Annotated in this window: 24 protein-coding genes and 1 tRNA gene; 15 read left to right on the top strand and 10 right to left on the bottom strand. The window is 59.3% G+C overall.

Annotated elements, in window-relative coordinates; genetic code table 11:
• Window positions 1–50 precede the first annotated feature (50 nt).
• The gene (locus ACLI1O_RS03805; protein WP_239269207.1) at window positions 51–4967 is read right to left on the bottom strand and encodes a DEAD/DEAH box helicase; all 4917 of its coding nucleotides are present in this window, start codon (window positions 4965–4967) and stop codon (window positions 51–53) included.
• A 35-nt stretch (window positions 4968–5002) separates the two neighbouring features.
• Between ACLI1O_RS03805 and ACLI1O_RS03800 the strand changes: the two genes are divergently transcribed.
• The 8 genes from ACLI1O_RS03800 (at window position 5003) to ACLI1O_RS03765 (ending at window position 9820) form a co-directional block, all read left to right on the top strand.
• Window positions 5003–5761: a 3'(2'),5'-bisphosphate nucleotidase CysQ gene (locus tag ACLI1O_RS03800; protein WP_239269208.1), complete on the top strand. Its 759-nt coding sequence runs from the start codon at window positions 5003–5005 to the stop codon at window positions 5759–5761.
• A 1-nt stretch (window position 5762) separates the two neighbouring features.
• Entirely contained in the window at window positions 5763–6569 is an 807-nt protein-coding gene (locus tag ACLI1O_RS03795; protein ID WP_239269242.1) for a thymidylate synthase, read from the top strand.
• A complete protein-coding gene (locus ACLI1O_RS03790) occupies window positions 6569–7099 on the top strand; it encodes a dihydrofolate reductase (RefSeq protein WP_023017603.1) in 531 nt (176 codons plus the stop codon). The genes ACLI1O_RS03795 and ACLI1O_RS03790 overlap by 1 nt, the downstream gene beginning before the upstream one ends.
• On the top strand, window positions 7099–7380 hold the full coding sequence (locus ACLI1O_RS03785) for a glutaredoxin domain-containing protein (RefSeq protein ID WP_239269209.1): 282 nt from the start codon (window positions 7099–7101) through the stop codon (window positions 7378–7380). Before ACLI1O_RS03790 ends, ACLI1O_RS03785 begins: the two co-directional genes overlap by 1 nt.
• Before the next feature lie 131 nt (window positions 7381–7511).
• Window positions 7512–7584, top strand: a tRNA-Arg gene (locus tag ACLI1O_RS03780).
• Between the two features lie 133 nt (window positions 7585–7717).
• Entirely contained in the window at window positions 7718–8515 is a 798-nt protein-coding gene (locus ACLI1O_RS03775) for a protein phosphatase 2C domain-containing protein (RefSeq protein ID WP_239269210.1), read from the top strand.
• Window positions 8512–9297, top strand: a complete 786-nt coding sequence (locus ACLI1O_RS03770; RefSeq protein WP_239275443.1) for a hypothetical protein — start codon at window positions 8512–8514, stop codon at window positions 9295–9297. The genes ACLI1O_RS03775 and ACLI1O_RS03770 overlap by 4 nt, the downstream gene beginning before the upstream one ends.
• A 193-nt stretch (window positions 9298–9490) precedes the next feature.
• A complete protein-coding gene (locus ACLI1O_RS03765; protein WP_239269212.1) occupies window positions 9491–9820 on the top strand; it encodes a malonyl-CoA-ACP transacylase in 330 nt (109 codons plus the stop codon).
• Window positions 9821–9831: 11 nt separating this feature from the next.
• On the opposite strand, the gene ACLI1O_RS03760 is transcribed toward ACLI1O_RS03765, so the two are convergent.
• The 6 genes from ACLI1O_RS03760 to ACLI1O_RS03735 form a co-directional block, all read right to left on the bottom strand.
• Window positions 9832–10041 carry a hypothetical protein gene (locus ACLI1O_RS03760; protein WP_239269213.1) on the bottom strand — a complete coding sequence of 70 codons (210 nt, stop codon included), beginning with the start codon at window positions 10039–10041 and terminating at the stop codon, window positions 9832–9834.
• 360 nt (window positions 10042–10401) lie between these two features.
• A complete protein-coding gene (locus tag ACLI1O_RS03755; RefSeq protein ID WP_411706974.1) occupies window positions 10402–10800 on the bottom strand; it encodes a hypothetical protein in 399 nt (132 codons plus the stop codon).
• 10 nt (window positions 10801–10810) lie between these two features.
• Window positions 10811–12048, bottom strand: a protein-coding gene (locus ACLI1O_RS03750; protein WP_411701846.1) for an IS3 family transposase whose coding sequence is annotated in 2 segments (ribosomal slippage) — window positions 10811–11721 and window positions 11721–12048 — 1239 coding nt in all. Because the reading frame shifts where the segments join, the coding sequence is not laid out codon by codon here.
• 39 nt (window positions 12049–12087) lie between these two features.
• On the bottom strand, window positions 12088–12468 hold the full coding sequence (locus ACLI1O_RS03745) for a hypothetical protein (protein WP_411706973.1): 381 nt from the start codon (window positions 12466–12468) through the stop codon (window positions 12088–12090).
• Window positions 12395–12979, bottom strand: a complete 585-nt coding sequence (locus ACLI1O_RS03740; protein WP_284849641.1) for an MFS transporter — start codon at window positions 12977–12979, stop codon at window positions 12395–12397. The genes ACLI1O_RS03745 and ACLI1O_RS03740 overlap by 74 nt, the downstream gene beginning before the upstream one ends.
• Window positions 12980–13043: 64 nt before the next feature.
• Window positions 13044–13490: a DUF2871 domain-containing protein gene (locus tag ACLI1O_RS03735; protein WP_239275441.1), complete on the bottom strand. Its 447-nt coding sequence runs from the start codon at window positions 13488–13490 to the stop codon at window positions 13044–13046.
• A 227-nt stretch (window positions 13491–13717) separates the two neighbouring features.
• Here ACLI1O_RS03735 and ACLI1O_RS03730 point away from each other — a divergent pair, with 227 nt between their 5' ends.
• Window positions 13718–13972 carry a hypothetical protein gene (locus ACLI1O_RS03730; RefSeq protein WP_411706972.1) on the top strand — a complete coding sequence of 85 codons (255 nt, stop codon included), beginning with the start codon at window positions 13718–13720 and terminating at the stop codon, window positions 13970–13972.
• An 81-nt stretch (window positions 13973–14053) separates the two neighbouring features.
• Here the strand turns inward: ACLI1O_RS03730 and ACLI1O_RS03725 are convergent, their stop codons facing one another.
• Window positions 14054–14392 (bottom strand): P-II family nitrogen regulator, encoded by a 339-nt coding sequence (locus ACLI1O_RS03725; protein ID WP_023025886.1) that lies wholly within the window; start codon window positions 14390–14392, stop codon window positions 14054–14056.
• 27 nt (window positions 14393–14419) lie between these two features.
• A complete protein-coding gene (locus tag ACLI1O_RS03720) occupies window positions 14420–15742 on the bottom strand; it encodes an ammonium transporter (protein WP_239269216.1) in 1323 nt (440 codons plus the stop codon).
• Window positions 15743–16046: 304 nt separating this feature from the next.
• Between ACLI1O_RS03720 and ACLI1O_RS03715 the strand changes: the two genes are divergently transcribed.
• From ACLI1O_RS03715 to ACLI1O_RS03690, 6 genes are all read left to right on the top strand, one after another.
• The gene (locus ACLI1O_RS03715) at window positions 16047–17078 is read left to right on the top strand and encodes an ABC transporter substrate-binding protein (protein WP_239269217.1); all 1032 of its coding nucleotides are present in this window, start codon (window positions 16047–16049) and stop codon (window positions 17076–17078) included.
• Window positions 17079–17096: 18 nt separating this feature from the next.
• The gene (locus ACLI1O_RS03710) at window positions 17097–18701 is read left to right on the top strand and encodes an ABC transporter permease (protein WP_370657791.1); all 1605 of its coding nucleotides are present in this window, start codon (window positions 17097–17099) and stop codon (window positions 18699–18701) included.
• 2 nt (window positions 18702–18703) lie between these two features.
• A complete protein-coding gene (locus ACLI1O_RS03705; protein WP_239269219.1) occupies window positions 18704–19732 on the top strand; it encodes an ABC transporter ATP-binding protein in 1029 nt (342 codons plus the stop codon).
• A 179-nt stretch (window positions 19733–19911) separates the two neighbouring features.
• Complete coding sequence (locus ACLI1O_RS03700) at window positions 19912–21912, top strand: prolyl oligopeptidase family serine peptidase (protein ID WP_239269220.1); 2001 nt, start codon at window positions 19912–19914, stop codon at window positions 21910–21912.
• A 10-nt stretch (window positions 21913–21922) separates the two neighbouring features.
• Complete coding sequence (locus tag ACLI1O_RS03695; protein WP_239269221.1) at window positions 21923–22351, top strand: OsmC family protein; 429 nt, start codon at window positions 21923–21925, stop codon at window positions 22349–22351.
• Window positions 22352–22429: 78 nt separating this feature from the next.
• Window positions 22430–23335: a DUF1906 domain-containing protein gene (locus ACLI1O_RS03690; protein ID WP_239269222.1), complete on the top strand. Its 906-nt coding sequence runs from the start codon at window positions 22430–22432 to the stop codon at window positions 23333–23335.
• A gap of 2 nt (window positions 23336–23337) precedes the next feature.
• Here ACLI1O_RS03690 and ACLI1O_RS03685 read toward each other — a convergent pair whose 3' ends face one another.
• The gene (locus ACLI1O_RS03685) at window positions 23338–24267 is read right to left on the bottom strand and encodes a hypothetical protein (protein ID WP_239269223.1); all 930 of its coding nucleotides are present in this window, start codon (window positions 24265–24267) and stop codon (window positions 23338–23340) included.
• Between the last annotated feature and the right edge of the window lie 37 nt (window positions 24268–24304).

The following is a 24304-nucleotide window of genomic DNA, read 5'->3' as shown; positions in this document are numbered from 1 at the left end:
GGGCCTCAGACACTGTGGCCCCACCAAAATACACCTGCGGGCGCGTAGCGCTAGCGACGGTACCCGCCGCGCGGGCGGAAACCACCGGAGTTGCGGGGTGGCGGAGGCGGGGGCGGATCATCGAAGCTGAGCTCCTCGATGGCCTCAGAGGCACGTCGGCCCCCGCGAAGGCCACCCCGCGAGTCGTCGGGTGAACTACCCTGCGCCCCGTGGCGCGGGACGCGCGGCGGCGCGGCGCGACCGGCAATGCGCACGCCCTTAGGGGTGATTCCGGCGCCCAGCGAGCGCAGGATGCTAGCGGTCGGGGTGTGATGGATGGGGTTGCCATTGCACTTTTCAATCACCAGCGGCGACATGTGCCCGGCGGCGATGAGTTCTGTGAGCGCGGAAAGGAGCCGGGCGTAGACGTCGGTGGTCTCGATTCCATCGGGCAGGGCGTCGATGAACGTGGTCAGGGTCTTGCCGCCGCGGGTGAGGTGGGCAATGGGGAGGCCATCGCAGAGCACGACCAGTGCTCCGGCGGAGCGGGCGGGCCCGCCGGGAGCTTTGCCACCCGCATCATCGCGCTGCGGCCACGGCAGCGCCGCGCCGTAGGGGTTGGCGGGATCCACGGCGGCGAGCACGAAGGTCTCTGGATCGGTGGTGCCGGACGGCCAGCCGGTGACATCGGGGGAATCCGCCAGGCCGCGCAGGCGATCGATAATGGCCGGGGTGGAAAATTGCGCGGCACCGAGATCTTCGATGACATAGCCGCGCATGGCCTTGCCGGATTCCTCAAAGCCGGACAGGACCTTATAGGCCAGCGCGAAGCCGCCGAGGACGTCCTCTGCCACCACGGAACCGCGGGTGACCACACCGTAGCGATCCAGCCAGGCCTCGCCGTGCGCCACAGAGCGCGAGGTGGCGTCCTGGGCGGCGGGCACCGCCAGCGACCAGCGGCCGAGCATATCGGGTGGGGTCTGGCCGGCGCCGCCAGTGGCGTTCTGGGTCTGGGCGAACGAGGTGCGGCCCATGCGCAGCCGCGAGCGCGTGGGGCGCCGCTTGGAGCGGTGGGCGGTAGCACCGCGGCCAGCGCGGGAGGCACCGCGCCCGCCTGACGATAAGCGCGTGCGGATGGGCGCGAAGGAATCCGGGCTGGCCAGCCCCATTTCCACCAGCCCCCAGAGGGCCTCGCGGGTTTCCTCGGCGGTACCAGGGACCTCGGCGGCAATATCGGAAAAGAGGAAGCCGCCGCCGCGCTCGAGCACGCTTAAAATGGCCCGCTGCAGCATGCTCACGCCCTCCGGATCGGTTTCAGGGGCGAGCTGGGCGGCGTAATCGGTGGGCAGCAGCATCACCCAGGGGTCGGCGGCACCGGCCTTTCCGGCACCGAGGATCATCACCTCACCATTGGCGGTCAGTTCATCCAGCATGCGAGGCGAAAAATCCCCCACGCGGGCAGGCAGAATAATGGATTCCCATGCAGAAGCCGGCAGGCGCACCCCGGCGAGCTGCTCGATAGCGGAGAATACGCCATCGGCACCGCGGAGTGCCGGACGCTTCCCGGCAGGCGCGATGCCGTGCCATTCCGGGAGGAAGCGGGCGAAGGCGGCGCCAGAGACCGGCTCGGTATCCGCGCGCGCGGCTGCAAGCGAGCGCGAGCGAATGGTCTTTAGTACCTCGGCGGCGCAGTACTCTTGCTCCTCTATTCCCTGCCGGTAGTGGCCCTCCACAATCGAATCCAGGCCGGCCAGGGTGGTGTGTGCTGCGGATACGGAAATGCCGAAGGCGGCGGTTAGGTCCGCGAGCACGAACGGGCCGCGGGTGCGCGCCCAGCGGCTGACGAGCTGTGGGAGGGCATCGGCAAGCGTGGCGACCTGGGCGGGGATGCCGGGAGGAATGGGGACGCCGAGGGCATCGCGAAGCAGCGCCGCGTCCTGGGACTGGGCAAGGTGCTCGCGCCCGCCGATGCGCACCCGCATTATACGCGTGCCTAGGCTATCCAGGGCGGTAAAGGGAACGTCGGTATGCTCGCCCAGCTCCTCGACCGGGATGGGGCCCAGCATGCGCAGGAGATCCGCAACCTCCTCGGTGGTGCGCGCCCGGCGCGAGGGTGCGGTGCGTTGCAGCTGAGTATGGACCTCGTCGATGATCGCGGGATCCAGAAGCTCGCGCAGCTCCACCGTGCCCAGTAGCTTGGCCAAGAGCGCCGGGTCAAGGGCGAGGGCCGCCGCCCGCTTTTCCGCCAGCGGGGAATCGCCCTCGTACATGAAGGCGCCGGTGTAATTAAACAGCAGCGAGGAGGCAAAGGGTGAGGGCTGATCCGTGGTGACCTCCGCGATGCGCACGCGGCGGTGCCCCAGATCGCGCATGACCTCCTGCAGCGCCGGCACATCGTAGACGTCCTGGACGCACTCGCGCACCGTTTCCAAAATAATGGGAAAGGACGGGTACTTGCGGGCGACATCCAAGAGCTGCTCGGCGCGCTGGCGCTGCTGCCATAGCGGGGCGCGCTTGCCGGGATTGCGGCGGGGCAAGAGCAGCGCGCGGGCCGCGCACTCGCGGAAACGGGAGGCAAAAAGGGCGGAATTGCCCACCTGCTCGGCCACGACATCGGCAATATCGTCGGCGTCAAAGGCAAAAATCGTGCCATCGGGATCGGCCTCACCCTCGGGCAGGCGCAGCACGATGCCATCATCGCCGGCCACCGCCTGCGGGTCCATGCCGGTGCGCTCCCCCACCCGCGCGCCCACTGCCAGGGCCCAGGCGGAGTTGACCGGCCGGCCAAAGGGCGTGTGCAGGACCACGCGCCAGTCCCCCAGCTCATCCTTGAAACGCTCGAGCACGAGCGTCTTTTCATCCGGAATAATCCCGGTGGCCTCCTGCTGTTCGCGCAGGTAGGACAAGATATTGCTGCGGGCATTCTCATCGGCATCCGCGAAAATGCCCGGGTCCGTATTTACCTCGCGGCGGTACTCGCCCAAAGCCTGGCCCAGCTCATAGGGGCGCCCGGCGCCATCGCCATTCCAAAACGGCAGCCGGCCCGTATGCCCCGGCGCGGGCGTGACCAGAACTTGATCGCGGGTGATCTCCTCGATGCGCCAGCTGGTCGCGCCCAGGGTGAAGACATCGCCCACGCGGGATTCATAAACCATCTCTTCATCAAGCTCGCCCACTCGCCGCGGGGCCTTGCCGGATTCGCCACCGCTATAGAGGAAGACGCCGAACATTCCCCTATCCGGGATGGTGCCGCCGCTGGTCACGGCCACGCGCTGCGCCCCCGGCCGCGGGGTCATCACGCCGGAGACGCGGTCATAGACCACGCGGGGTTTCAGCTCCGCAAAATCCGTGGACGGGTAGACGCCGCTGACCAGATCGATGACGGAATCATAAACCTCGCGGGCCAGCTCGCGGTAGGGATGGCTGCGCTTGACGATGTCATACCAGTCATCCGCGCTTAAGCCCTCCTCGCCCGCCGCGGCCACCGCCGCCACGGTCTGCTGCGCAAGCACGTCCAGCGGGTTGCGCGGGGTATGCATCTTCTCGATCATGCCGCCGCGCATGCGGGCGACCGTCAGCGTGGACTGCACCAGGTCCGCGCGGTGCTTGGGATAAAACGCGCCGTGCGAGACCGCGCCCACATGGTGCCCGGCGCGGCCCACGCGCTGCAGGCCCGAGGCCACCGAGGGCGGCGATTCCACCTGCACCACCAAATCCACCGCGCCCATGTCGATGCCCAGCTCCAGCGAGCTCGTGGCCACCACGGCTTTCAGCGTTCCTTCCTTCAGCATCGTTTCCGTCATGGCGCGCTCATCCTTGGACACCGAGCCGTGGTGGGCCCGCGCGATGACCGCCGGCGCCTTGCCCGCAACATGCGAGTGCGCCATCAGCTGGGCGGGATCGCGCCGGGTTTCCGGCGAGAGCGAATCCGGATCATATTCCTGAGCGTATAGCTCGTTAAGCCGGCTGGTCAGGCGCTCGGCGCTGCGCCGCGAATTCACAAAGACCAGCGTGGAGCGATGCGCCATGATGTCCGCGTAGAGATCCTGGGTAATAAACGGCCAGATGGAGTTCGCGGTGGGCAGCGCGGTGTCTTCTTCCCCGCCGAAGTTCTCCATGCCGAATTCTTCCCCGCCGTCGCCGCTGCCTTCCGGCCCGCCGGTAATGCCGATGGCATCATCGACGGTGAGCTCCCCAATGGTCGAGCCCGCCTCCGGCGTGGGAAGATCCGACATATCCTCTACCGGGACGCGCACGTCCAGGTCCCACTTCTTGTGGGCCTCCGGCGCCACAATTTCCACCGGGCGATTGCCGCCTAAGAAATCCGAGACGGCCGAAAGCGGGCGCACCGTGGCGGAAAGCCCAATGCGCTGAACATCGCCCGCAATTTCTTGTAGGCGCTCCAGCGTCAGGGCGAGGTGCGCGCCGCGCTTGGTGCCGGCCAGCGCGTGGATTTCATCGATGATGACGGTATCGACGGTTTTCAAAATCCCCGCCGCCTTTGACGTCAGCATCAAATACGCCGATTCCGGGGTGGTAATGAGGATATCCGGCGGCTTGCGCACCTGCCGGGAGCGCTCTGCCGAGGGCGTATCGCCCGAGCGCACGCCCACGGAAATATTCGGCACCTCCAACCCCAGCTTTTCCGCGGTGCGCGCTATGCCGGTCAGCGGGGCCCGCAAGTTATTTTCCACGTCCACGCCCAGCGCTTTGAGCGGCGAGATATACAGCACCCGCACCCCGGTAGCGGAGCCGGAAGCATTGCCTACCGGCAGGGCCAATTGGCCTTCGCGTTCCACCAGGTTATTCAGCGCCCATAAAAACGCCGCGAGCGTCTTACCAGAACCAGTGGGGGCAACCATCAGGGCGTGATCCCCGCGGGAAATCTTGTCCCAGGCCTGGGCTTGTACCGCGGTGGGAGCGGCAAAAACGTCCTGGAACCACTGCGCCACTTGGGGGCGAAAGCGCTCGAGGATGTTTTCTGGCATGACCACACTCTAGTCCCCGTTGTAATGTGGGCACCATGACCGTCGAGATTTCTGATTCCCGCCTGACCAATTCGCTCGCCCAAGGCTGCGGCGAGATTTTAAAGGGGGTGCGCAATGGTGGCCTGCTGCGGGGCCTTTCGCTTGGCGATGCCGGCGATGACGCCGCCCAAGAATGGATCGCCCGCGTATTAGAACAGCACCGGCCCGGCGATGGCGTGCTTTCTGAAGAGGCCTCCGATGATCTCGCCCGGCTAAAAAAGAAGCGCGTCTGGATCGTGGACCCACTTGACGGCACCAAGGAATTTGCCACCGGCCGCCAGGACTGGGCGGTACACATCGCCCTCGTTGAGGACGGCACCCCAGTCCACGCCGCGGTGGGACTGCCAGACTACGGCGTAACCTTCAAGTCCTCCGATGTGCGCGCCGTCGACGGCCCACTGTCTAAGAAATTCGTCATCTCCCGCAACCGCCCGCCCAAGGTGGCCGGCTATATCGCAGAACAGATGGGCTACGAAACCGAGGGCGTCGGCTCCGCCGGCGCTAAGGCCATGCACGTGCTGCTTGGTGATTATGACGGTTATATTCACGCCGGCGGCCAATACGAATGGGATCAAGCCGCCCCAGTAGGCGTTGCCTTGGCAGCCGGCTTGCATTGTTCCCGCCTCGATGGCAGCCCCATCACCTTCAATAATGAGGACACCTTCATCCCCGATCTGCTCATCTGCCGCCCCGAGCTGAAAGACGAGATTCTAGAGCACGCCGCGGCCTTTGCCGAGGAGAATGGCGGCTTCTAAACTGGTGCCTATGACTGAGACTCCTTATGAGGATCTCCTCCGCCGCGTCCTCGAAGAAGGCACGGCCAAAGGCGATCGCACCGGCACCGGAACGCGCTCCATTTTCGGCGCGCAGCTGCGCTATAACCTGGCAGAATCCTTCCCGCTGCTAACCACAAAGAAGGTCTACTTCCGCGGGGTCATCGGCGAGCTGCTGTGGTTCCTGCGCGGCGATTCCAATGTGAAATTCCTGCAGGATAATAACGTGCGCATCTGGAACGAGTGGGCCGATGAGAATGGCGATTTGGGCCCGGTCTACGGCGTGCAGTGGCGCTCTTGGCCCACCCCGGATGGGAGCCACATCGACCAAATCCAACAGGCGCTTGACACCCTGAAGAATAACCCGGATTCGCGCCGCAACTTGGTCTCTGCATGGAATGTATCGGAGCTCGACCAGATGGCACTTATGCCCTGCCACCTGCTCTTCCAGCTCTACGTGGCCAATGACACGCTGTCGTTGCAGGTCTACCAGCGCTCGGCGGATATGTTCTTGGGCGTGCCCTTTAATATCGCCTCCTATGCGGCGCTGACCCACATGTTTGCCCAGCAGGCCGGCCTCAAGGTGGGCGATCTCATCTGGACCGGCGGCGATTGCCACATCTACAACAACCACGTGGAGCAAGTCCAAGAGCAGCTTTCCCGCGAGCCGCGCGAATACCCGCAGCTCAAACTCAACAAGGCGAAGGACCTCTTCTCCTATGACTTCGCCGATTTTGAGGTGCAGGGCTACGACCCGCACCCGGCCATCAAGGCGCAGGTGTCGGTCTAATGCTCGGCGCGATCTGGGCGCAGTCCCTGGACGGCATCATCGGCGATGGCGCGCAGATGCCCTGGCATGTGCCGGAAGATCTCAAGCACTTCAAGGACGTCACCATGGGCGCGCCGGTGATCATGGGCCGCAAGACCTGGGAGTCCCTCAACCCCAAGTTCCGTCCCCTGCCCGGCCGGGAGAATTACGTGCTCTCCTCGCGCGCGCCCGGCACGTGGTCAACTGGTGCTACGGTGGGCAGGACGATGCCCGCGCTTGCCGATGCCTGGGTCATCGGCGGTGGCCAAATCTACACCGCCGCCCTGGACCAGGTGGACCGCATCGAGGTCACTCTCATGGGCGTAAACATCGGCGATATCTATGGCGAGGATGCCGTCTTTGCCCCGGATATCCCCGATACGTTTGGCTTGGCCTACAGCACGGATTGGCTCACCTCTGACAAAGGGCATTTAGAGCTTCCCGAGCAGCCGGCCAGCGAGCTACCCATGAAGTACCGCTTTTTAACTTACGATAGAAAGGACGCAGCCTAATGACTGTACAAGCACCCAAAACCAATGCCGATGTCACCATCTTCTACGCCGACTGGTGTCCATTTTGTGCCAAGCTCATTAAGAACTTGGACCGCACCGAAACCCCATACGAGCTCGTGGACGTAGAAGGCGATAACGCCGACGACATCAACGAGTGGATCAAGTCCGTCAACGACGGCAACCGCATTATCCCCACCGTCTTGTACTCCGACGGCACCCACGAGACCAACCCGCCTGCATCCTCCGTGCGCAATAAGCAGGAAGAACTGGCAGGCGCCTAAACCTCATAGCTAAGGCTGCGAGCCCGACCCGGGCTACTCGCCCACCCACACAAACGGCCGCGCACGCAGCCTTTTGGGGCGCACTCGCGCCCCACTGCTATGATGATCCGAGTTGCATACGCAACATCCCCGCCCCAGTAGCTCAGGGGATAGAGCACGGCTCTCCTAAAGCCGGTGTCGGAAGTTCGAATCTTCTCTGGGGCACGAAGCGATCTGCTTTAAGGTAACCAACACTATTGGTATCGACTCTTTAAACCATGGTGTCAGGCCGGTCTGCACCCCGCCGGGGTAGACAATTTGCTTCAATGCGTGGTCCCAATTTTGGAGAAATGACCCTATGAGTACATCCTTTCCCAGTGTGGAAATCACCGCGCATTCCCAAAAAGGAAATAGCCATGCAACAAACGAAGATTCGTGGGGTAGCTATAAAAATTTAGTTTGGGTCATCGATGGAGCTTCGAATCCCAAAACCATCTCTGACGAGGTCGTTAGCTTTGTCAATGCTCTCAATACCCAACTCAAAAATTGTGCCGCTAACAATCCTCATGCTTCTTTAGCTACCATCCTCGCAGCATCCATCTCTGCGACAGCACAGACTGAAAACGTTCGTGCAAGTGCGACCGTAGCGCTGTGCCGATTCAATGAAAAAGATTTCGATTACCTCGTCCTTGGCGATGCTGGAATCGTTTTTGCGGATGCAGATTCTGACATCAAATTGCTCCAAGACACGCGCCTACAAGAATGCGCCGTTGTGGAACGGCAACGATACCGTGAGCTTTTAAAAGCAGGCTCTGCCCAAGGTGAAATTGAAAAGGCTCATCTCGCTCTTGTTGAAGCCGAGTCTAAGCTGCGCAACACCACAGGAGGGTTCTGGGTAGCCGAAACGGAACCAAATGCGGCATGTCATGCTCTACAGGGACGCATCAAGAATGCCCAGTACCCAGTCATTCTAGGAACCGACGGGTTTATAGGGCTCGCTAAACCATCCGTACTTTTTTCACAGGCCCGTCAAGCTGAGGGTCTCCCATATAAGCTTGCAGAAATGACTGAAGCATTACTCCCACAATCTGGGAAAATTGATGATGCTACCGTAATCACAGTAAATCTTCCGACCACGTATGACCGAGTGAAATGATTGGATTCGCGACAGCTAACGTTGCTCTAACTTGGTTATCCCACTTTATTGCGCTTTCCTCAATTGCTACCGCGGGTTATCAGTGGCTCACGCGTTTTAGTTCTCGCAAGAGGGTGCAGAAGTTCTTCGGCGCCTCCAATATCACGATCGTCATTCCCATGCGGCTCTTGGAAAAGCGGAGGGTTATTGCGGAGCCTGATTTTGTAGCAGCTTCCCTTCTGGCAGAGTTTTTGAAAGCGGCAAAGATGGATGTGACATTCGATTACGTCAATCCAGACGGCTCCATCGATCTGTCCACCGAAGGATTGGTCGTTATCTGCGGACCCAAAAATTCTTCCCTAGTCGCGAAAGCAATGGACCACGATCCTTCCCTTCGCTTTCACGAAAGCGAAGGACATTGGAAGATCAGCGAAAGGCAAGGCTCCCAGGAGTTCCAGTCACTACTTGACCACGGTGAAACGGAAAGCGACACGGCGTATGTAGCACGTGCGCCACGGCGGCCAGGTTCCCGGCAAACATTTGTGTCAATCGCGGGTATCCATGCGCAAGGATCAGCAATCGCGGTTGCACACCTGACGGATAAACACAAATTCAAAAAGCTAGCCCAAAACGTTGGCGGAGACCTATTTTCGATGGTCGTTTCCGGGGATTTCTCCGATGAACCGTTGCGACCTAACGAAACCCATCAACTAGCGCTGTATACGCACGGGCCTCCTCAGGTGCATGCACCAACTGGGATAATTTCAACGAAAAGCTCGGCTCAGGGGCCCGAAAATGAGTAATGATGACTGCTTGGCCCCACGATCAATCAAGGGCGCTGCACCAGAAGAAGCCGGGATGACAAACGCACCCCTCGTCGGCCTATTCTTGAGCTAATTCAGAACTAAGCTAAAATTACCACCGTTAATTTTGCAGGTTGGCGGGTGTTTTGCACCACGCTCACACACACCATACGCCGTACAGAAAGGTACTCAGATGATTACCACTATTCTTGCTGGGCTATTGGCTGCAGGCACTGGTTTAACCGGACCCAGCACTCCAACCACAGAAGCTTCCCCTGCAGCCCAACACCAAGGACATGCGTCCACGGCTACTCCTGACCGCGATACTTCTGACGTGCAGGCGCTTATCGATGATGCCCAAGACCAAGCCGGCTACGAGTTCATTACTGTGCGCTACGAAGGAGAATTCGCGCATATCGCTTTGGATCCCGAAACCTACAATCCGGATAGCGATAGGGCGACATTTGAAGCAGTGTCCCAGTTGCTCACTGAGAAGGGTTATGAGGTCACTGCAGTTCTCTAAACCGTAAGCCCTTACTGCCCCGCAGGGGCTTTATCCTCTGTTTTGTTGCTGTTTTGTGCTACAGCACGGCGCACTCGAAGTGCACCAACAAAGCCCAGCGCAAGGAATGCGGTAGCGGCCACGAGCGACCACTGCGCGGGGTTGGTCATGCCTTCGCTTAAGGCCTGCACCACTGCCCCAGTCTGTTCACCGAATGGGCCATTTCCACCTTGCTCGCGCAATTGCGCGATGCTCGAGCCTGCGTGTCGATTTGGGGTAGTTGGTACCGTGAGTCCGCGTAGTTGGTGCCAGGGTTGCGCGTACCTGGTACTGCAAGGGTTTTCTTTCATAGTTGATGTTGGCGACACCACGATTCGTTGGTGTCACATCAACTTCTACTTGGAAAGAAGCTCATTGTTGTGGCTAACTTCAAACAAATTCTTACGATATGCCTTGACGGTGCTAGCTATACGCAGATCGCACATACATTGGGGTGGGGCCTAACCCCCGACGTGTCCATTTTCCGGGGGTCAGGCCCTCACTCGTAAGCCGTCTCAACAACGGCTACCGAATCCGCATAGGAGACTTTGACATGCGCAAAGCTACATCCCCAATAGGACCGGACAAATAGAGCAAAAGCCGGGCCGACTCAGTCGGGCCGCCCCGGTACCAACTACCCAGAACACGGCAGTACCGAGTCCCCAGAACACCGGTACCAAAAACTCGCATCTGACACCTGCGGATTGACGGATAGCTTCGGCAATGCTGTCGGCGCCGGGCCCGGTGATTGCGGCATCGTCAAGCGCCTTCGGCAGTGTGAGCGCTAGGGCGGCCGATAAGACCGAACCGGATACGGCGGTGCCCAGTGAGGAACCAATCTGGCGCACGGTGCTCTGTGATGCGGAGGCTTGCCCGGAGTCATCGACGGGAATATCCCGCAGCACCGTGCCGGTCAGCTGCGCGGAGGCGAACCCAGGGCCCGAACCCCGGAAAGTGGACACGGGGATTTAATCAAGATGCGATAGTAAGTGTAGCTGATCCGGCGGCTTCGAAGGCGTTCGGCGAGCGATAGCCGCACCACGAGTGCAAGCGCTTGGTGTTGTAGTGCGTGCACCACCGGAACACGTCCCGACGACATACGATCTGACTTGGGAAAACGGACTCGTCCTGGAGGACTTCCCGTTTCAGCGTGGCGTTGAACGACTCCGCCAACGAGTTGTCCGCGCTCGTCCCGATTGCTCCCATCGACTGGGTGACACCGAATCGTTCACACAGCTTCCGGTATTGCCCAGAGGTATAGACGCTGCCATGATCGGAGTGAAAAATCGCCCCGTCAAGGTTGCCTCGGACCCCGTGGGCCATCGTGAGAGCTTCTTCGACCAACTCCGTGCGCATGTGGTCGGCGATCGCGAAACCGGTCAACTGCCGCGAATAGCAGTCGATGACGGTGGCCAGGTACATATTCGACCCGTCCGCGATCGGCAGGTACGTGATATCGCCGACGTAGATGGTGTTCGGTTTCTCCGCGGTGAACCGGCGTTTCAGCAGGTCGGGCAACTTCGGAGCCCGTTTCGCAGACACGGTGGTCTTCACCCGGCGTTTTTTGGTGTAGCCGAACAGGCCCATCTGGCGCATCAACCTGGCGGTGCGCTTGTGATTGAAAAGGTCGTCGTTGGCTGGATCGGAATTGATGGCCGCCGTCACGCGTTTCGCCCCGTAACAACCGTTCTCGGCCGTGAACACGGCCTTGATCCTCGCTCCCAGCACCGCGTCGTCAAGGACGCGTCGCCGGCGGGCAGGAGCAGCTGATTTCCATTTGTAATACGAGGACCGGTTGATCTTCAAAACCTCACATAACCGCTTGACCTCGTAGAGGCCTCGGTTGTCATCAACGAACCGGAAGCGGTTCACCAGTTCGTCTCTTCCGCGAAATATTTGGCCGCCTTGCGGAGAATCTCTCGTTCCTCCCGGAGCTTGGCGTTTTCGCGTTCCAGCACGCGGATGCGTTCGGCGTCGGAGAGTCCTTCAGCAGGCGTGCGTGCGCTGTTGGCTGCGGCAATGGGGCTGGCGACTTTTTCACCGTTGGCGTTGGTTTTGGTGCCGGTGCCGAAGGCGTCGAGCCAGGTGCGCAGGGAGTTGCGGTTGACCCCGAGATCGGAGGCGATCGCGTTGAGCGTTGCTCCGGGGGTCGACTCGTACAACGAGACTGCGTCGCGCTTGAACTGCTCAGTGTAGGTCTTGCGTGGCATGGTGGAAAGGTACCTCACTTCCCCAGCGAGATGCTGGTTTCAAGGTGTCCACCATCTGGGGGTCAGGTCCCCAAGCCCTAAACCGTATAGGGTCAGCGGGGCGGCGATGATCCAACCATTCGTGTCCGGCCCCATAAGCAGGACGAGGATTAGGACACCGACGACTTCCAAACCGAGCCCGATGAGCACGGTGCCAGGCGCCCCGAACCGGGCCGCGACGTGGCGGGCTGCCGCACCGGAGAAGAATGCACCGATTGCCATGGCGGCCAGCAAAAGGTCCGCCGACATCGTGCTTAGATCCAATGCATTAATCAGGTACAGCGGCAGCACGAAAATGATGGCGAGCTCACCGATTGCTACCGCGCCTGCGGTGATATTGCCCCACGAGAACGTGGAATAAGAAAACAATCCAAGGTTCAACAGCGCCGAGCGTTGACCCCGCTCGCGGTGCTTTTCCCACCGAATAAACAGCGCGAACCCCACAGCCGAAATCGCGAGCGCCACCGGCAAGCGGTCCGACCGCTGCTTCGCCGGAAATCACCGCGCTCCGCCCACCAAAGGCTGCGGCGCGGTACTTGCCGCGAAACACGGCATTAACGGTCGAAAGCACGGACGACATGATGAACGCAGCACCGATTTCCTGTACTGCGCACGCGGAGATCAGCGTGGCGGCGGAGGTAGAAAATCCCGCCAATACGCTGCCTGCCACAAATATTGTCAAGCCGATGAGGAAGGCGCGCTTGCGTCCCCAGGTATCAGCGATCTTGCCCGTTGACAGCAGCAGCGCAGCTAATAGCACCGCATAGAGTCTATTGACCCACTGCGCCTGCGTCAGGTTAAGCTGCAGGTCAGTGATGATCGAGGGCAATGCCACGCCGACGATAGTGCCATCTAGAACAATGACACCCAGCCCGACGGAAAGAACCGCCAAGCTTATCCAATCGCGGCGAGTAGGCGCCGTAACGATTTCTTGTGCGCTGTGCTCTCGCTCATAGTTAGGCGTTCACCGAAGCATTGGCGCTGCCTGCATCTGGCTCCTTGATGGCCCGGCCCAAATTCACGAGAAAGACCGTCAGCCCCACCGTGATAAAGATGTGGCCCAGCCCGGCGATGCCCGAAATCATCTCATTGGATTCCTTGCCCAACACCGTCAATATGCCGTGTGAAATTTGCATGCCGACGGTGAGTACCACGCCTACGTTGTAGAGCCAGAAGAACGAGTTGAACAGCTGGTGGTGCCGCGACAGTGCAAAGACCTTTTCCAACGCCAAGAAGATAAGGAATAGCATGAAGCCTAGCGCCAGCAAGTGGGTGTGAGCCACGCTTAGCTGCGTATATTCGCCTTCCGGGAAATCTTGTAGCTTCGTAAACTCCCGATAAAACAAGCCGGCGACCAAGCCCAAGACGAGGTAGAAAATCGCTGCCCTGTACAAAGCCTTCATATCATTACTCCTTCCCAGTCATCGCTGTGACTGGATAGCCGAGGGGATCAAGTTCTCTAAATACATATCTTGCCCCGACTTGTCCGGCTTTGAATCGCAGAGGCGGTTGAAACTTCAATCAACCAGTAGGTTGATTGGAGGCTTGTTCCCCTCGTGTCCACCAATCAGGGGTCGGGTCCCTTTTCTCGCTCGCGGGAGTTGACGTTGACAGCGGTGGTACTGCTCAGATGATCGTTGCTGCATGGGGTACGCTCTCCAGCCGGCCCGCGGCCGTGAAACTCGGCCAAGAAAACTCCAAGGAGCAGCTCAAGCGCTCTAAGCGGTTCAAGGCAGAAGCAACGCGTGCAATTTTTAGCGGCATCGAACAGCGCAAGCAGCGCGATGCTCTAGTGTCCAGCGATAAAAACGTGCTGGATAGCTTGGTGGATGCCTTGGCCAATATTATGGCCTCCGCAAAAGAAACTGGCCAGCTAGAAAGCTAAAATCCCAGGTTCACACACCGCAGCAAAAGCCCTAGGCCTCCAGTCTTCTGTGGAGGCCTGGGGCGCTGGTGCGTTGGAGCCTTAAATAGCCTTCTCGCCTCGCTCGCCGGTGCGAACGCGGATGACGTCTTCGACGGGTGCGATCCAAATCTTGCCGTCGCCGATTTCGCCGGTGCAGGCGGCGTCGACGATGGCATCGACAATCGCTTCGGCGTCATCGTCTGCCACGATGAGCTCGATTTTGGCCTTGGGCACAAAGGAGGTGGCGAATTGGGCACCGCGGTAGATTTCCTTGTTACCGCGTTGCTGGCCAAAGCCTTCGATTTCGGTGACCGTCATGCCCGGTGAGCCGAGTTTTTGTAGTGCTTGCTGGATATCATCAAGCGTAAAGGGCTTGACCACGGCTGTTACGAGTTTCATTGTTGCTCCTAGGTATCGCTGGGCGTTTTAGTTGCGGCTGGTGGTACCGCGCATAGCGCGGCCGCCAATGTCATAGCCGGTCTCACGGTGACCACCAAAGTCAATGCCGTCGGTTTCAATCTGGTCGGTCACGCGCCAGCCGATGGTCGCCTTCAAAATCACCGCAATGATGGCGGTAATGACTGCGGCGAAAGCCACGGCGATTGCGGCGATGAGGATCTGTACGATGAGCAGCTTCCAGCCCTCGGCGCCGCCACCGGTGAAGATGCCGCGGTCATTGGCAAAGAAAGCAACCGCCACGGTGCCCCACAGGCCGGCGACCAGGTGGACGCCCACGACGTCGAGAGAGTCATCGAAGCCGAAGCGGAACTTCAGGCCCACGCCCAGGCAGCCCAGCATGCCGCCGAGGGCACCCATGATGAGCGAGGTCACTGGGTTCAGGTCGCCCGCAGCTGGGGTAATGGTGACAAGTCCTGCGACCACACCGGAGGCTGCACCCAGGGAGGTGCAGTAGTTATCGCGCAGCTTTTCCACGAGCAACCAGCCCAGGATTGCCGCAGCCGTTGCGGCGGTGGTGTTGACCCAGGCCAGGCCGGCGAGGCCATCGGCTGCGAAGGCGGAACCACCGTTGAAGCCGAACCAACCAAACCACAGCAGGCCGGCACCGAGCATGACCATGGGCAGGTTGTGGGGGCGCTGCACGCTCTTCGGGAAGCCTTGGCGCTTGCCCACGACAATCGCGAGGACCAGTGCGGCCGTACCGGCGGAAATGTGGACGACGGTACCACCGGCAAAGTCAATGGGGGCCACAAGCGCTTCCCCGCCTTCGCTGCCAAAGATCCAGCTGGTGACGCTGCTTTCGCCCTCACCCAGGATGCCGCCGCCCCAGACCATGTGAGCCAGCGGGAAGTAGACAAAGGTTGCCCACAGGCCGCTGAATACCATCCAGGTACCGAACTTCACACGGCCGGCGAGTGCACCGGAGATAATCGCGGTGGAAATAACGGCGAAGGTGAGCTGGAAGCCGATATCAATGATATTGGCGTAGCCTTCCGCGCCTTCGAGGTATTCACCATTGGCATCAAAGATGGAATCCTTCAGCCCGAAGAACTCGAAGGGGTTGGCAACGATGCCGCCCCAGGACTCCGTGCCGTAGCTCATCGACCAGCCCCAGAGGACATAAATGATGCTGACTACCGCTAGTGAGCCGAAGGACATCAACATCATATTGAGCACGCCGCGGCGCTCTGTCATGCCTCCGTAAAAAAGTGCCAGGGCTGGGGTCATGAGAAGCACGAGAGCCGCGCTCATGAGCATCCAGCTCGCATTGCCTGCGATCACCGAATCCATTGTTTCTCCTTGTAGGGTTCCTTCATTGCTTTTCATAACGGTAGTACTACAGGTATACAAATATCTATTGAGCTATAGGTTAACCCCCAATGTGGGGCTACTTCGAGCTTGTCACCTCGTGGTTTCCCGCTTTTTAGCGCTAACCGCTGCCCACTCGAGCGAGGCTCCTTGGCCACACCTCCACGACATCCGCCCAGGAGCTCAAAGAATTTACTGTGCGTTCACACCTATCCCAAGTTGCCTTAACTTCGGCGCAGTTAGATAGACGTTCCTGTTAACTACTCTCTCTGGAGGACCTTCCCCAATGAAGCCGAAGCACTCTTCTCTCGCTGCCCTAGCCCTTGCTTCAACCGTTCTTCTTAGTTCGTGCGGTGAGCCTGCGACCGACAATGACGATACGCAGGTCGCAAGCGATTCAACCACTATTACCGTCTATACCTCCGAGCCGGAAGAGAAGGTCGATGAAATCAATGCGGCCTTCAATGAAGAAAACCCCGATATCGAGGTCAAGGTATACCGCGCTGGTACCGGCGATTTGAACGCGCGCATTTCTTCGGAGAAGCAATCTGGCGACATTGAAGCAGATGTTTTCTGGGCGGCCGATGCTCCTACCTTTGAAAATTACGCCGAGGACGGTGACCTCATCGAGCTTGCCGATGTCGATTCCGACGACATCATCGACGAGGCCAAGGACGACGAGAATTTTTATGTCGGCACGCGCATCATCCCTACGGTCATTGCTTATAACACCGATGAAATCGCAGAAGTTGATGCCCCGACCTCGTGGGCAGATCTCACCGATCCGAAGTACAAGGACAAACTCGTCATGCCTAACCCGGCGGTCTCTGGTGCGGCGGCCTTCAATGCCTCAGCATGGAAGAACAATTCAGACCTCGGTGAAGCGTGGATCGAAGACCTAGGCAAGAATTCCCCGATGATCGCAGAGTCCAATGGCCCTACTTCCCAAGAAATCGCCTCCGGTTCTAGGCCCGTCGGCGTGGTCGTCGATTACTTAGTCCGCGACCTCGCGGATAAGGGATCCCCGGTTGCCCTCGCCTACCCCACCGAGGGATCACCGTATATTTCTGAGCCCGCGGGCGTATTCAAAGACTCCAAGGAACAAGAAGCAGCACAAAAATACATCAACTTCTTGCTTTCGAAGAAGGCACAAGAAATTGCCGTCGATCAGTCGTACCTCCCGGTGCGCGAAGACGTGGGAACCCCAGCAGCCACCCCTGAACTCGCAGACATTGAGTTGATGGACCAAGACCTAGAAAAAATCACCAAGGATAAAGACGCCGCCGTCGAGGTTTTCCAGAAGGCAGTTTCTTCCTAGTTCTTGATGGCTCCCTTGTTGAAAAATCCCTCCGTATCCGCGCTGCGCGTTGGCGTGTGGCTCATTGCCATCGGCCTGTTCATCGCGCCTTTAGCCCTTGTTGTCTCCCTTGCACTGGGCGGAAACCAAATTCCCGTCCTGCTAGAGCAAGGTCTCGGCATCGCCACATGGAATTCGCTTTTTACCACGGCGCTTTCGGCGCTCGCCGCCGTCATCATCGGCACCGTTATAGCCATCGCGCTAGACCGCACGGATATCTACGGTTCTTCGGTGCTGCGCCTATTCCTGCTTTCCCCGCTCTTGGTTCCACCATTTATCGGAGCGATCGCCTGGATTCAACTCTTCGGCCCGAATCAGGGATTAAATAAGCTCTTTGGGTTCGAAATATGGAATATCTACGGCGCAGACGGGGTCATAGCGCTGATGACTATCCACTCTTTTCCCACGGCATACGTCATCATTTCTTCAAGCCTGCGCTCCATCTCCCCTGATTTTGAACTGGCCGCCCGGGTATCGGGCGCTTCCGTGGTGACAGTTCTGCGCACGGTCACCCTTCCGCTCCTGCGCCCTGCATTGTTGTCCGCGTTTACCCTCACGGCAATTGCTAATCTGGCTGACTTTGGGATTCCCGCCATTATCGGCTCACCTGCTCGGTTCGAAACCCTTGCGACGATGATTTACCGCTTCATTGATTCCGGCACCGTATCCAATCCTTTGCAGGTGGTCTCTACCATCGGCGTTGTCCTCTTATTCTTGGGAATCGGCGCCGTCATTTTGGACTATCTCACCTCCCTGAAAAACTCGTCTTCTACCCATAACTCCGGAAGCCCGGCGCGCTTTGCGCTGCATTCAGCGCGTTGGCCGGTCACGATCATCATGTGGGTGTGCGGACTCGCCATTTCCATTGGCCCGATCCTCGGTTTGGCCTACCGCGCGTTGCTGCCAGCCCCTGGGGTTCCATTTACTCTTGAAACCATTTCGCTGGCGAACTTTAGCGCTGCTTTATCCAACCCGCGCGTTATCGACGGCCTAACCAATTCCGCATTTTTGTCGATAACCGCCGCGATAATCTGCGGGATTCTCGGCTGGGTCATCGGAATTCTAGTGACTCGGACCCAGGCGCGGGGAAATACGCTTTTAACACTTTCTGCGCTGCTACCGAGCGCGCTGCCTGGGCTCATCATCGGCGTCGCCTGGCTGATTGCCGGGCGCTATACCGGGCTGTATAACACCATTTGGATAATCCTTATCGCCTATGTCTGCGCTTTTACCGCACTCGTTGTCCAATCCGTGCGTGCACCGCTCATTAGCACCCCGGTCACCGTGGAAGAAGCAGCGCGTATTTCTGGCGCCACACCGCTTAAGGCGCTATTTACTACCACCGGCGCGATGACCATTCCGGCGGCCATCTCCGGCGCGGTACTGGTCGCGGTGACCGCGATTCGAGAACTTACTATTTCCGTACTCCTCGTCGCCCCCGGAACCACAACACTGGGTGTCCAAGTATTCAATCTGCAACAGGCAGGAGATTATAACCAGGCATCAGCACTCGCCCTGCTCTTCGCGCTGCTGGGCATCATTGCCCTCGCACTGACTATCCGCGCTCCTAAGGTAAGGACATAATAATGGCGAAAATTGCAGCTTCCCACCTCACGGTCACTTTTCCAGATGGAACCACCGGCCTGCGCGATATCAGCCTCTCCATCGAACCCGGAGAACTCATCGCGCTCGTTGGCCCGTCAGGCTCCGGTAAAACCACGCTTTTGCGCACCATCGCTGGTTTTATTTCTCCATCGTCAGGTGAGCTTTACATAGATGGCCGGCAGATGACTGATATTCCGCCGGAGAAACGCGGCATCGGCATGGTCTTCCAACAGCACGCGATCTGGCCGCACATGTCTGTGAAGGACAACGTTGGCTACCCGCTGCGCCAGGCAAAAGTAGCTAAGGCAGAGCGCGAAGTGCGCATTTCTGAGACCTTAGCTCTCGTGGGCCTGCCGGGATTCGAGGAGCGTATACCGGACAGCCTTTCTGGCGGGCAGCGCCAGCGCGTTGCTTTGGCCCGGGCGATCGTCGCTAATCCCACAGTTTTATTGCTGGATGAGGCTCTTTCGGCCCTCGATGAACCACTGCGCGATAATTTGCGCCGCGAATTGGTAGCCCTGACACAAAAACAACGCCTAACCACGGTGCACGTCACCCACGATCGCGCCGAGGCGCTGGCAATTGCAGATAGAGTCGTGGTTCTAGACGGCGGCGAAATCCAGCAGATTGCTACCCCGCAACAATTACTGGAAAATCCCGCTAACCCGGTGGTCGCGGGATTTATTTCGGATGCCACGATTGTCCAGGCCTCTATTTCAGGTGACAGCGTCGAGTGCCCTGCTCTTGGCATCTCTTGGCCATTGAGCGAAGTAACCGTGCGAGGCGAAGGCACTAAAGCCGCCATCTTGCCGCGCCACGCCAAAATCGTGGAGGAAGACCAACCAGGTGCCACGGTTCCAGCGGTAGTTGACTCAGCCATTTTCGAAGCCGGGCACTACTCCGTTACCGCCTCCCATGAATCTGGGGTCACGTTCCGGACTACCGCAGCTCATAAACCAGCCCTTGGACAATCGGTGCGTATCCGCTTCTCGCCGCCCTTGATTTATTAATTCACCGCATCGCGCGAGCTTTTGCCTGTTCAGCACTTGTCCAGCACCCCCTTTTACTGCAACGGTTGCACCCGCTTTCCGGCGGGCCTAATGTGCTTCCACGCTGGACTTTAAGTTTTCCACTATCGGACTTTCAGCCCACTCGTTTCAATTAAGCACCACCAACAAGGAACGCGTATATGTCCGACTCCGCATCCCCCTCCCCCACTCCCGTGGAAGAACAGTCGTCTCTTTCTCTAGAGCAGCAGACAGAGCAGTTGCCCGCTGAGGTTTCGAAGAAGCGCCGCTTTAGCGATGGCTGGAAACTCTTTGTGTGCATCGTCATCGTTCTCGTCGGTGGGTTGGGCTCATCCCTGGTACAAACCGATGGCGGCAAAATTCAGGTCACTGACCTCAAAATCGCCGGCAAGCACGGCGCTACGGTCACCGCAGATCTCTTCCGGCCGAAGGACGCGACGCCGGAGAATAAAGCGCCGATGGTCATCGTCTCGCCCGGTTTCCAGCGCACTAAGGAAACCCAGGTCTCCAACTCGTTGGAATTGGCCCGGCGCGGCTTTGTCACCCTGGTGGTTGACCCGTATAACCAGGGCGAGTCCAGCTCGCAACACCCAGACGATAGTGATTCCGCCGTGGTGACCGCCATTGATTACGTCACAGACCACCTGGATACGTTTAATTACGTCGATGAGGATCGCATCGGCATTACCGGCCACTCCGCCGGTGGTACTGCGGTGCGCACCGCAGCCAATAAGTACGGCAAGAAGGTAGACGATGCCCTCGAAGCTGCCAAGGACCCGAATAGCGAAGGCGGCACCACCATCACAGATGGCGAGCGCAAGCGCGCCGAGGACCTAGATAAGATCTCCGCGGTCTTTATCTCTGGCTGGCTCAAGAACTTAAACGATAAGAAGTTTGCCCACGTGCACTCAAATATGGCGCTGGGCTATGCCCGCTTCGATGAAGGCGGCTACCGAAATATCAACGGCGATGGCGATCTGCGCGATGCCCCAGAGGCTCTGTCCATGGTCAACTCTGGGCTCAAGAAACAAGACCAGGTGGACCACATTGAGATCGGCCGGGGCTACGGGGACATCGACAAGGGCACGTACCGCGTTGCCTATAACGATGAAACGCTGCACCCGCTGCAGCCGCTCACACCTAGTGCCATCGGCAGCATTCTCGAGTTCTTCGATGACACCCTGGATGCCCCAGTGAAGATGGATTCCGGCAACCAGACGTGGTGGCTGAAAGAAGTCTTTAACCTCATTTCCCTCATCGGCGGCATCGCCATGCTCTTCCCGCTGACCCGAATGCTCCTGCGCACCCGCTACTTTGCGCCAGTAGCCCAGGCGCTCCCAACCGTACCGAAGCGTCCGCGGGGCAAAGAAGCCGCGAAGTTCTGGGGCTTTTTCGTGTTAACCGCAGCCATCGCCTTTTTCACGTTCATGCCGCTGGCGAACCTTTCGCAGGACGTCTTCTACGATGCCGCGAATAAGGTCAGCACCTGGTTCTTCCCGGCGCGCATGGTCAACTCGGTGGTCTTGTGGGCCATCGTCAACGGCATCGTCGGGCTTATCTTGTTCTATATCACCCGGGATAAGTCCACCTATGCCCGCGGCGAGCGCGCCCGCGCGTGGGGCATCACGATGAGCTGGCGCACCTTTGGGCGCACGCTACTGCTGGCCTTCATCTTGCTCTTTGTGTACTTCTCCGTGCTATCCATTGTGTATCTTGCCTTCCACAATGATTACCGTTTCTTGGTCGTGGCCTCGCGCCCGCTGACGCTGCGCTGGTTCCTGGTGGCGCTGATGTACGTACCTGCGATGTTCATCTTCTATCTGGCCAACTCCATTCGCGCCGGCGTGGGCACGCGTTATAGCGATACGCCCAAGTGGCAGACCTACCTCATCGCGGCGCTGGCGAACTCTGTCGGCTTGGCGATGATCTTCGTTATCCAATATTCCGTCTTCGCCGCCACCGGCACGGTGCACTGGACCGATGACTGGCTGTATGTGAACATGCTGCAGTCCATCTTGCCCATGATGATCCTGCTGCCCATCTTGAACAAGATGTTTTATGCCAATACCGGCCGCGTATGGCTCGGCCCCCTGGTTATCGCGCCCATCTTTATCACCATGTCCTTGGGCGGCAGCGTGGCCTATATCCCGAGCCTGGCTTAAGCTCTAAGCCATGAGTGAAATCATCAAGCAGTATTCCGTTGACCTTAACCGCGTAGAAAATTCGGTGTACCGGGCCACCAATGCGGATGGGGCCAGCATCGAATTTGGCCGCGGGGAGGGCCTGTTGTCGCCGGTAGAGCTCCTGCTGGCCGCCGTCGCTGGGTGCACCGCGGTGGATGTGGATGTCGTAACCTCCCGGCGCACCGAGCCGGAGTCTTTCCAGGTGCGCGCAGAGGGCGACCGCGTGGATGAGGATGGCGCTTCGCGGCTTTCCGATGTCCGCGTTTCCTTCGACCTCGCCTTCCCCTCCACCCCAGATGGCGATAAGGCCCGCGCGCTCGTGGATAACCTGATCCGCATCTCCCACGAGAAGGATTGCACGGTATCGCGCACCGTAGAACACGCCACGAACGTGGAATTTAGCAACGAGTCAAAATAAACACGATTCCCCCACCGTCTCCTGCTATGGTGCATTTGTTAACTATTGTGACTAATGCAATCACCGCAGGAGTTATTCATGTCGCCGTCTCTATCTCGTCGCGGCCTCTTGAAGGCAAGCGCCCTTGCCCTTACCGCCGGCGCCATTGGTGCGGCCGCACCCTCTGCCGCCGCCCTCGGCCCGGTGCGCGGCACCATTATCGATTTTTCCTCCGGCATCCCCTCCCCCGCCGCCATCAAGCGTGCGGGCCATATCGGTGCCATTCGCTACGTTTCCAATAAGCGCCCCGGCGCGGCCTGGATGACCGGCAAGCCGGTCACACTCCAAGAGACTGCCGCCAATGCCGCCGCCGGCCTACCCACGGCTTCGGTCTATCAATTCGGCCGCGCCGAAACCGCCGATTGGAAGCAGGGCGCGGCGGGCGCCGCCATCCACGCCCCGCAGGCCATTTCGCTGCACAAGGCCGCCGGTGGACCCACGCACCGCCCCATTTATATCGCCATCGACGATAACCCCACCCGCGAGCACTACACCCAGTTCATCCGGCCATACCTGCAAGCGTTTTCCAAGGCCCTGTCCGTGGCCGGCTACCAGACCGGCGTCTACGGCAACTACAACACCATCGAGTGGGCCAGCCGCGATGGGATTGGCACGTTCTACTGGATGCACGACTGGGGCTCCAACGGGAAAATCCATCCCAAGACCACCATTCACCAGCTTCCGCAGTCGCGCCAGCAGACCATCGAGAACGTCATCGTCGATGTCAACGAGGTCTACGCCAGCGACTGGGGTCAATGGACGCCCGGGTCCAAGCAGCCAGGCATCCAGGATCTCAGCTCCACCCTGGACAAGGCCATCCCGAATATGCCGGAGCTGCCGCAGGTCACCGCGGATGGGGTGAGCTTTAAGGGGTCATCGCTAAGCAACGAGCAAATCCGCGGGCTTGCCGATGCCGCCCAGGACATCGCCAAGGCCATTAAGTAGGCCTATTTCCCCTTGGGCTCGGAGGACTTCTTTTCGTCCTTTTTGTCCTTGTCCTTCTTCTCGCTCGAGGTCGGCTTCTTTGAGGTTGTCTCGATGGGCGGGACGTCCTCGCCGTCCTTGTACTTCAGAAACCGCTCGGTGGCCTTGCCCAGGTTCTCACCATTGATCTCACTCTTGACGTAGTCCGTGAGGTCATCGGCAGAGCCATTAATGGAGGCCGCGGCGACGAAGTTTTTACCAAAGGACACCGAGGAATTGATGGACTTATCGTTGGACCAGCCCCACTTGCTGCCCACGACATTAGAAAGCTTCGCGGTGCCATAATCCTGGTCATAACCATCTTCTGAGACTGGATCCGCGTGCGACATCGCCACCAGCACGGGATGGGTTTCATCGCGCTTGATGAGCTGCGAGATAAAGCTGGCCACGTCATAGGTGGAGGTTTCCGAATAGCCCCAGGTCTCGCCCGCCTTGGTGGATTCCAGATCGTATTCCTTGGCAATCTTATCGATGGAATCCGGGTACTTCTTAAACAGCTCCTCGGCGCTCTTATCAGAAGAGCTGGCGATCATGCCGAGCGCCTCGTACTTGTCTTCGTACTCACCCTGTTCAATGACGTAGGTGGCGATGTAGAGCTTGATGAGGCTAAGCGCCGGGCGGGGATCGTGTTCTGCCGCAGAGCCCATATACATGCCATCGTGCAGGCGAATATAGCTAATGGAATGGTCCTCATCCCCCTTGAGGAACTCATTGATGCGCGGGGGCACCTTTGCCGCCCTATGCGCGGTAATCGTGGTGTCTTCGGCTTTGGCGGTGCTATCTCGCTCGCTATTGCTGCACCCAGCAACCGTAGAGCAGGCAAGCATGCACACGGCAAGGGCGGCACCAGCCTTTACTGATGCCGCCGCGTTGAGAGAGGACGGATTAAACACGTCGAACCATATTACCGGTAATTGCTACCTTTCGGGC

It is taken from the genome of Corynebacterium sp. LaCa78 (genome assembly GCF_046717505.1).
Taxonomy (GTDB): Bacteria; Actinomycetota; Actinomycetes; order Mycobacteriales; family Mycobacteriaceae; genus Corynebacterium.
Note: the sequence above shows the minus strand (reverse complement) of the source record. Positions and strands in the feature narration are given on the sequence as shown.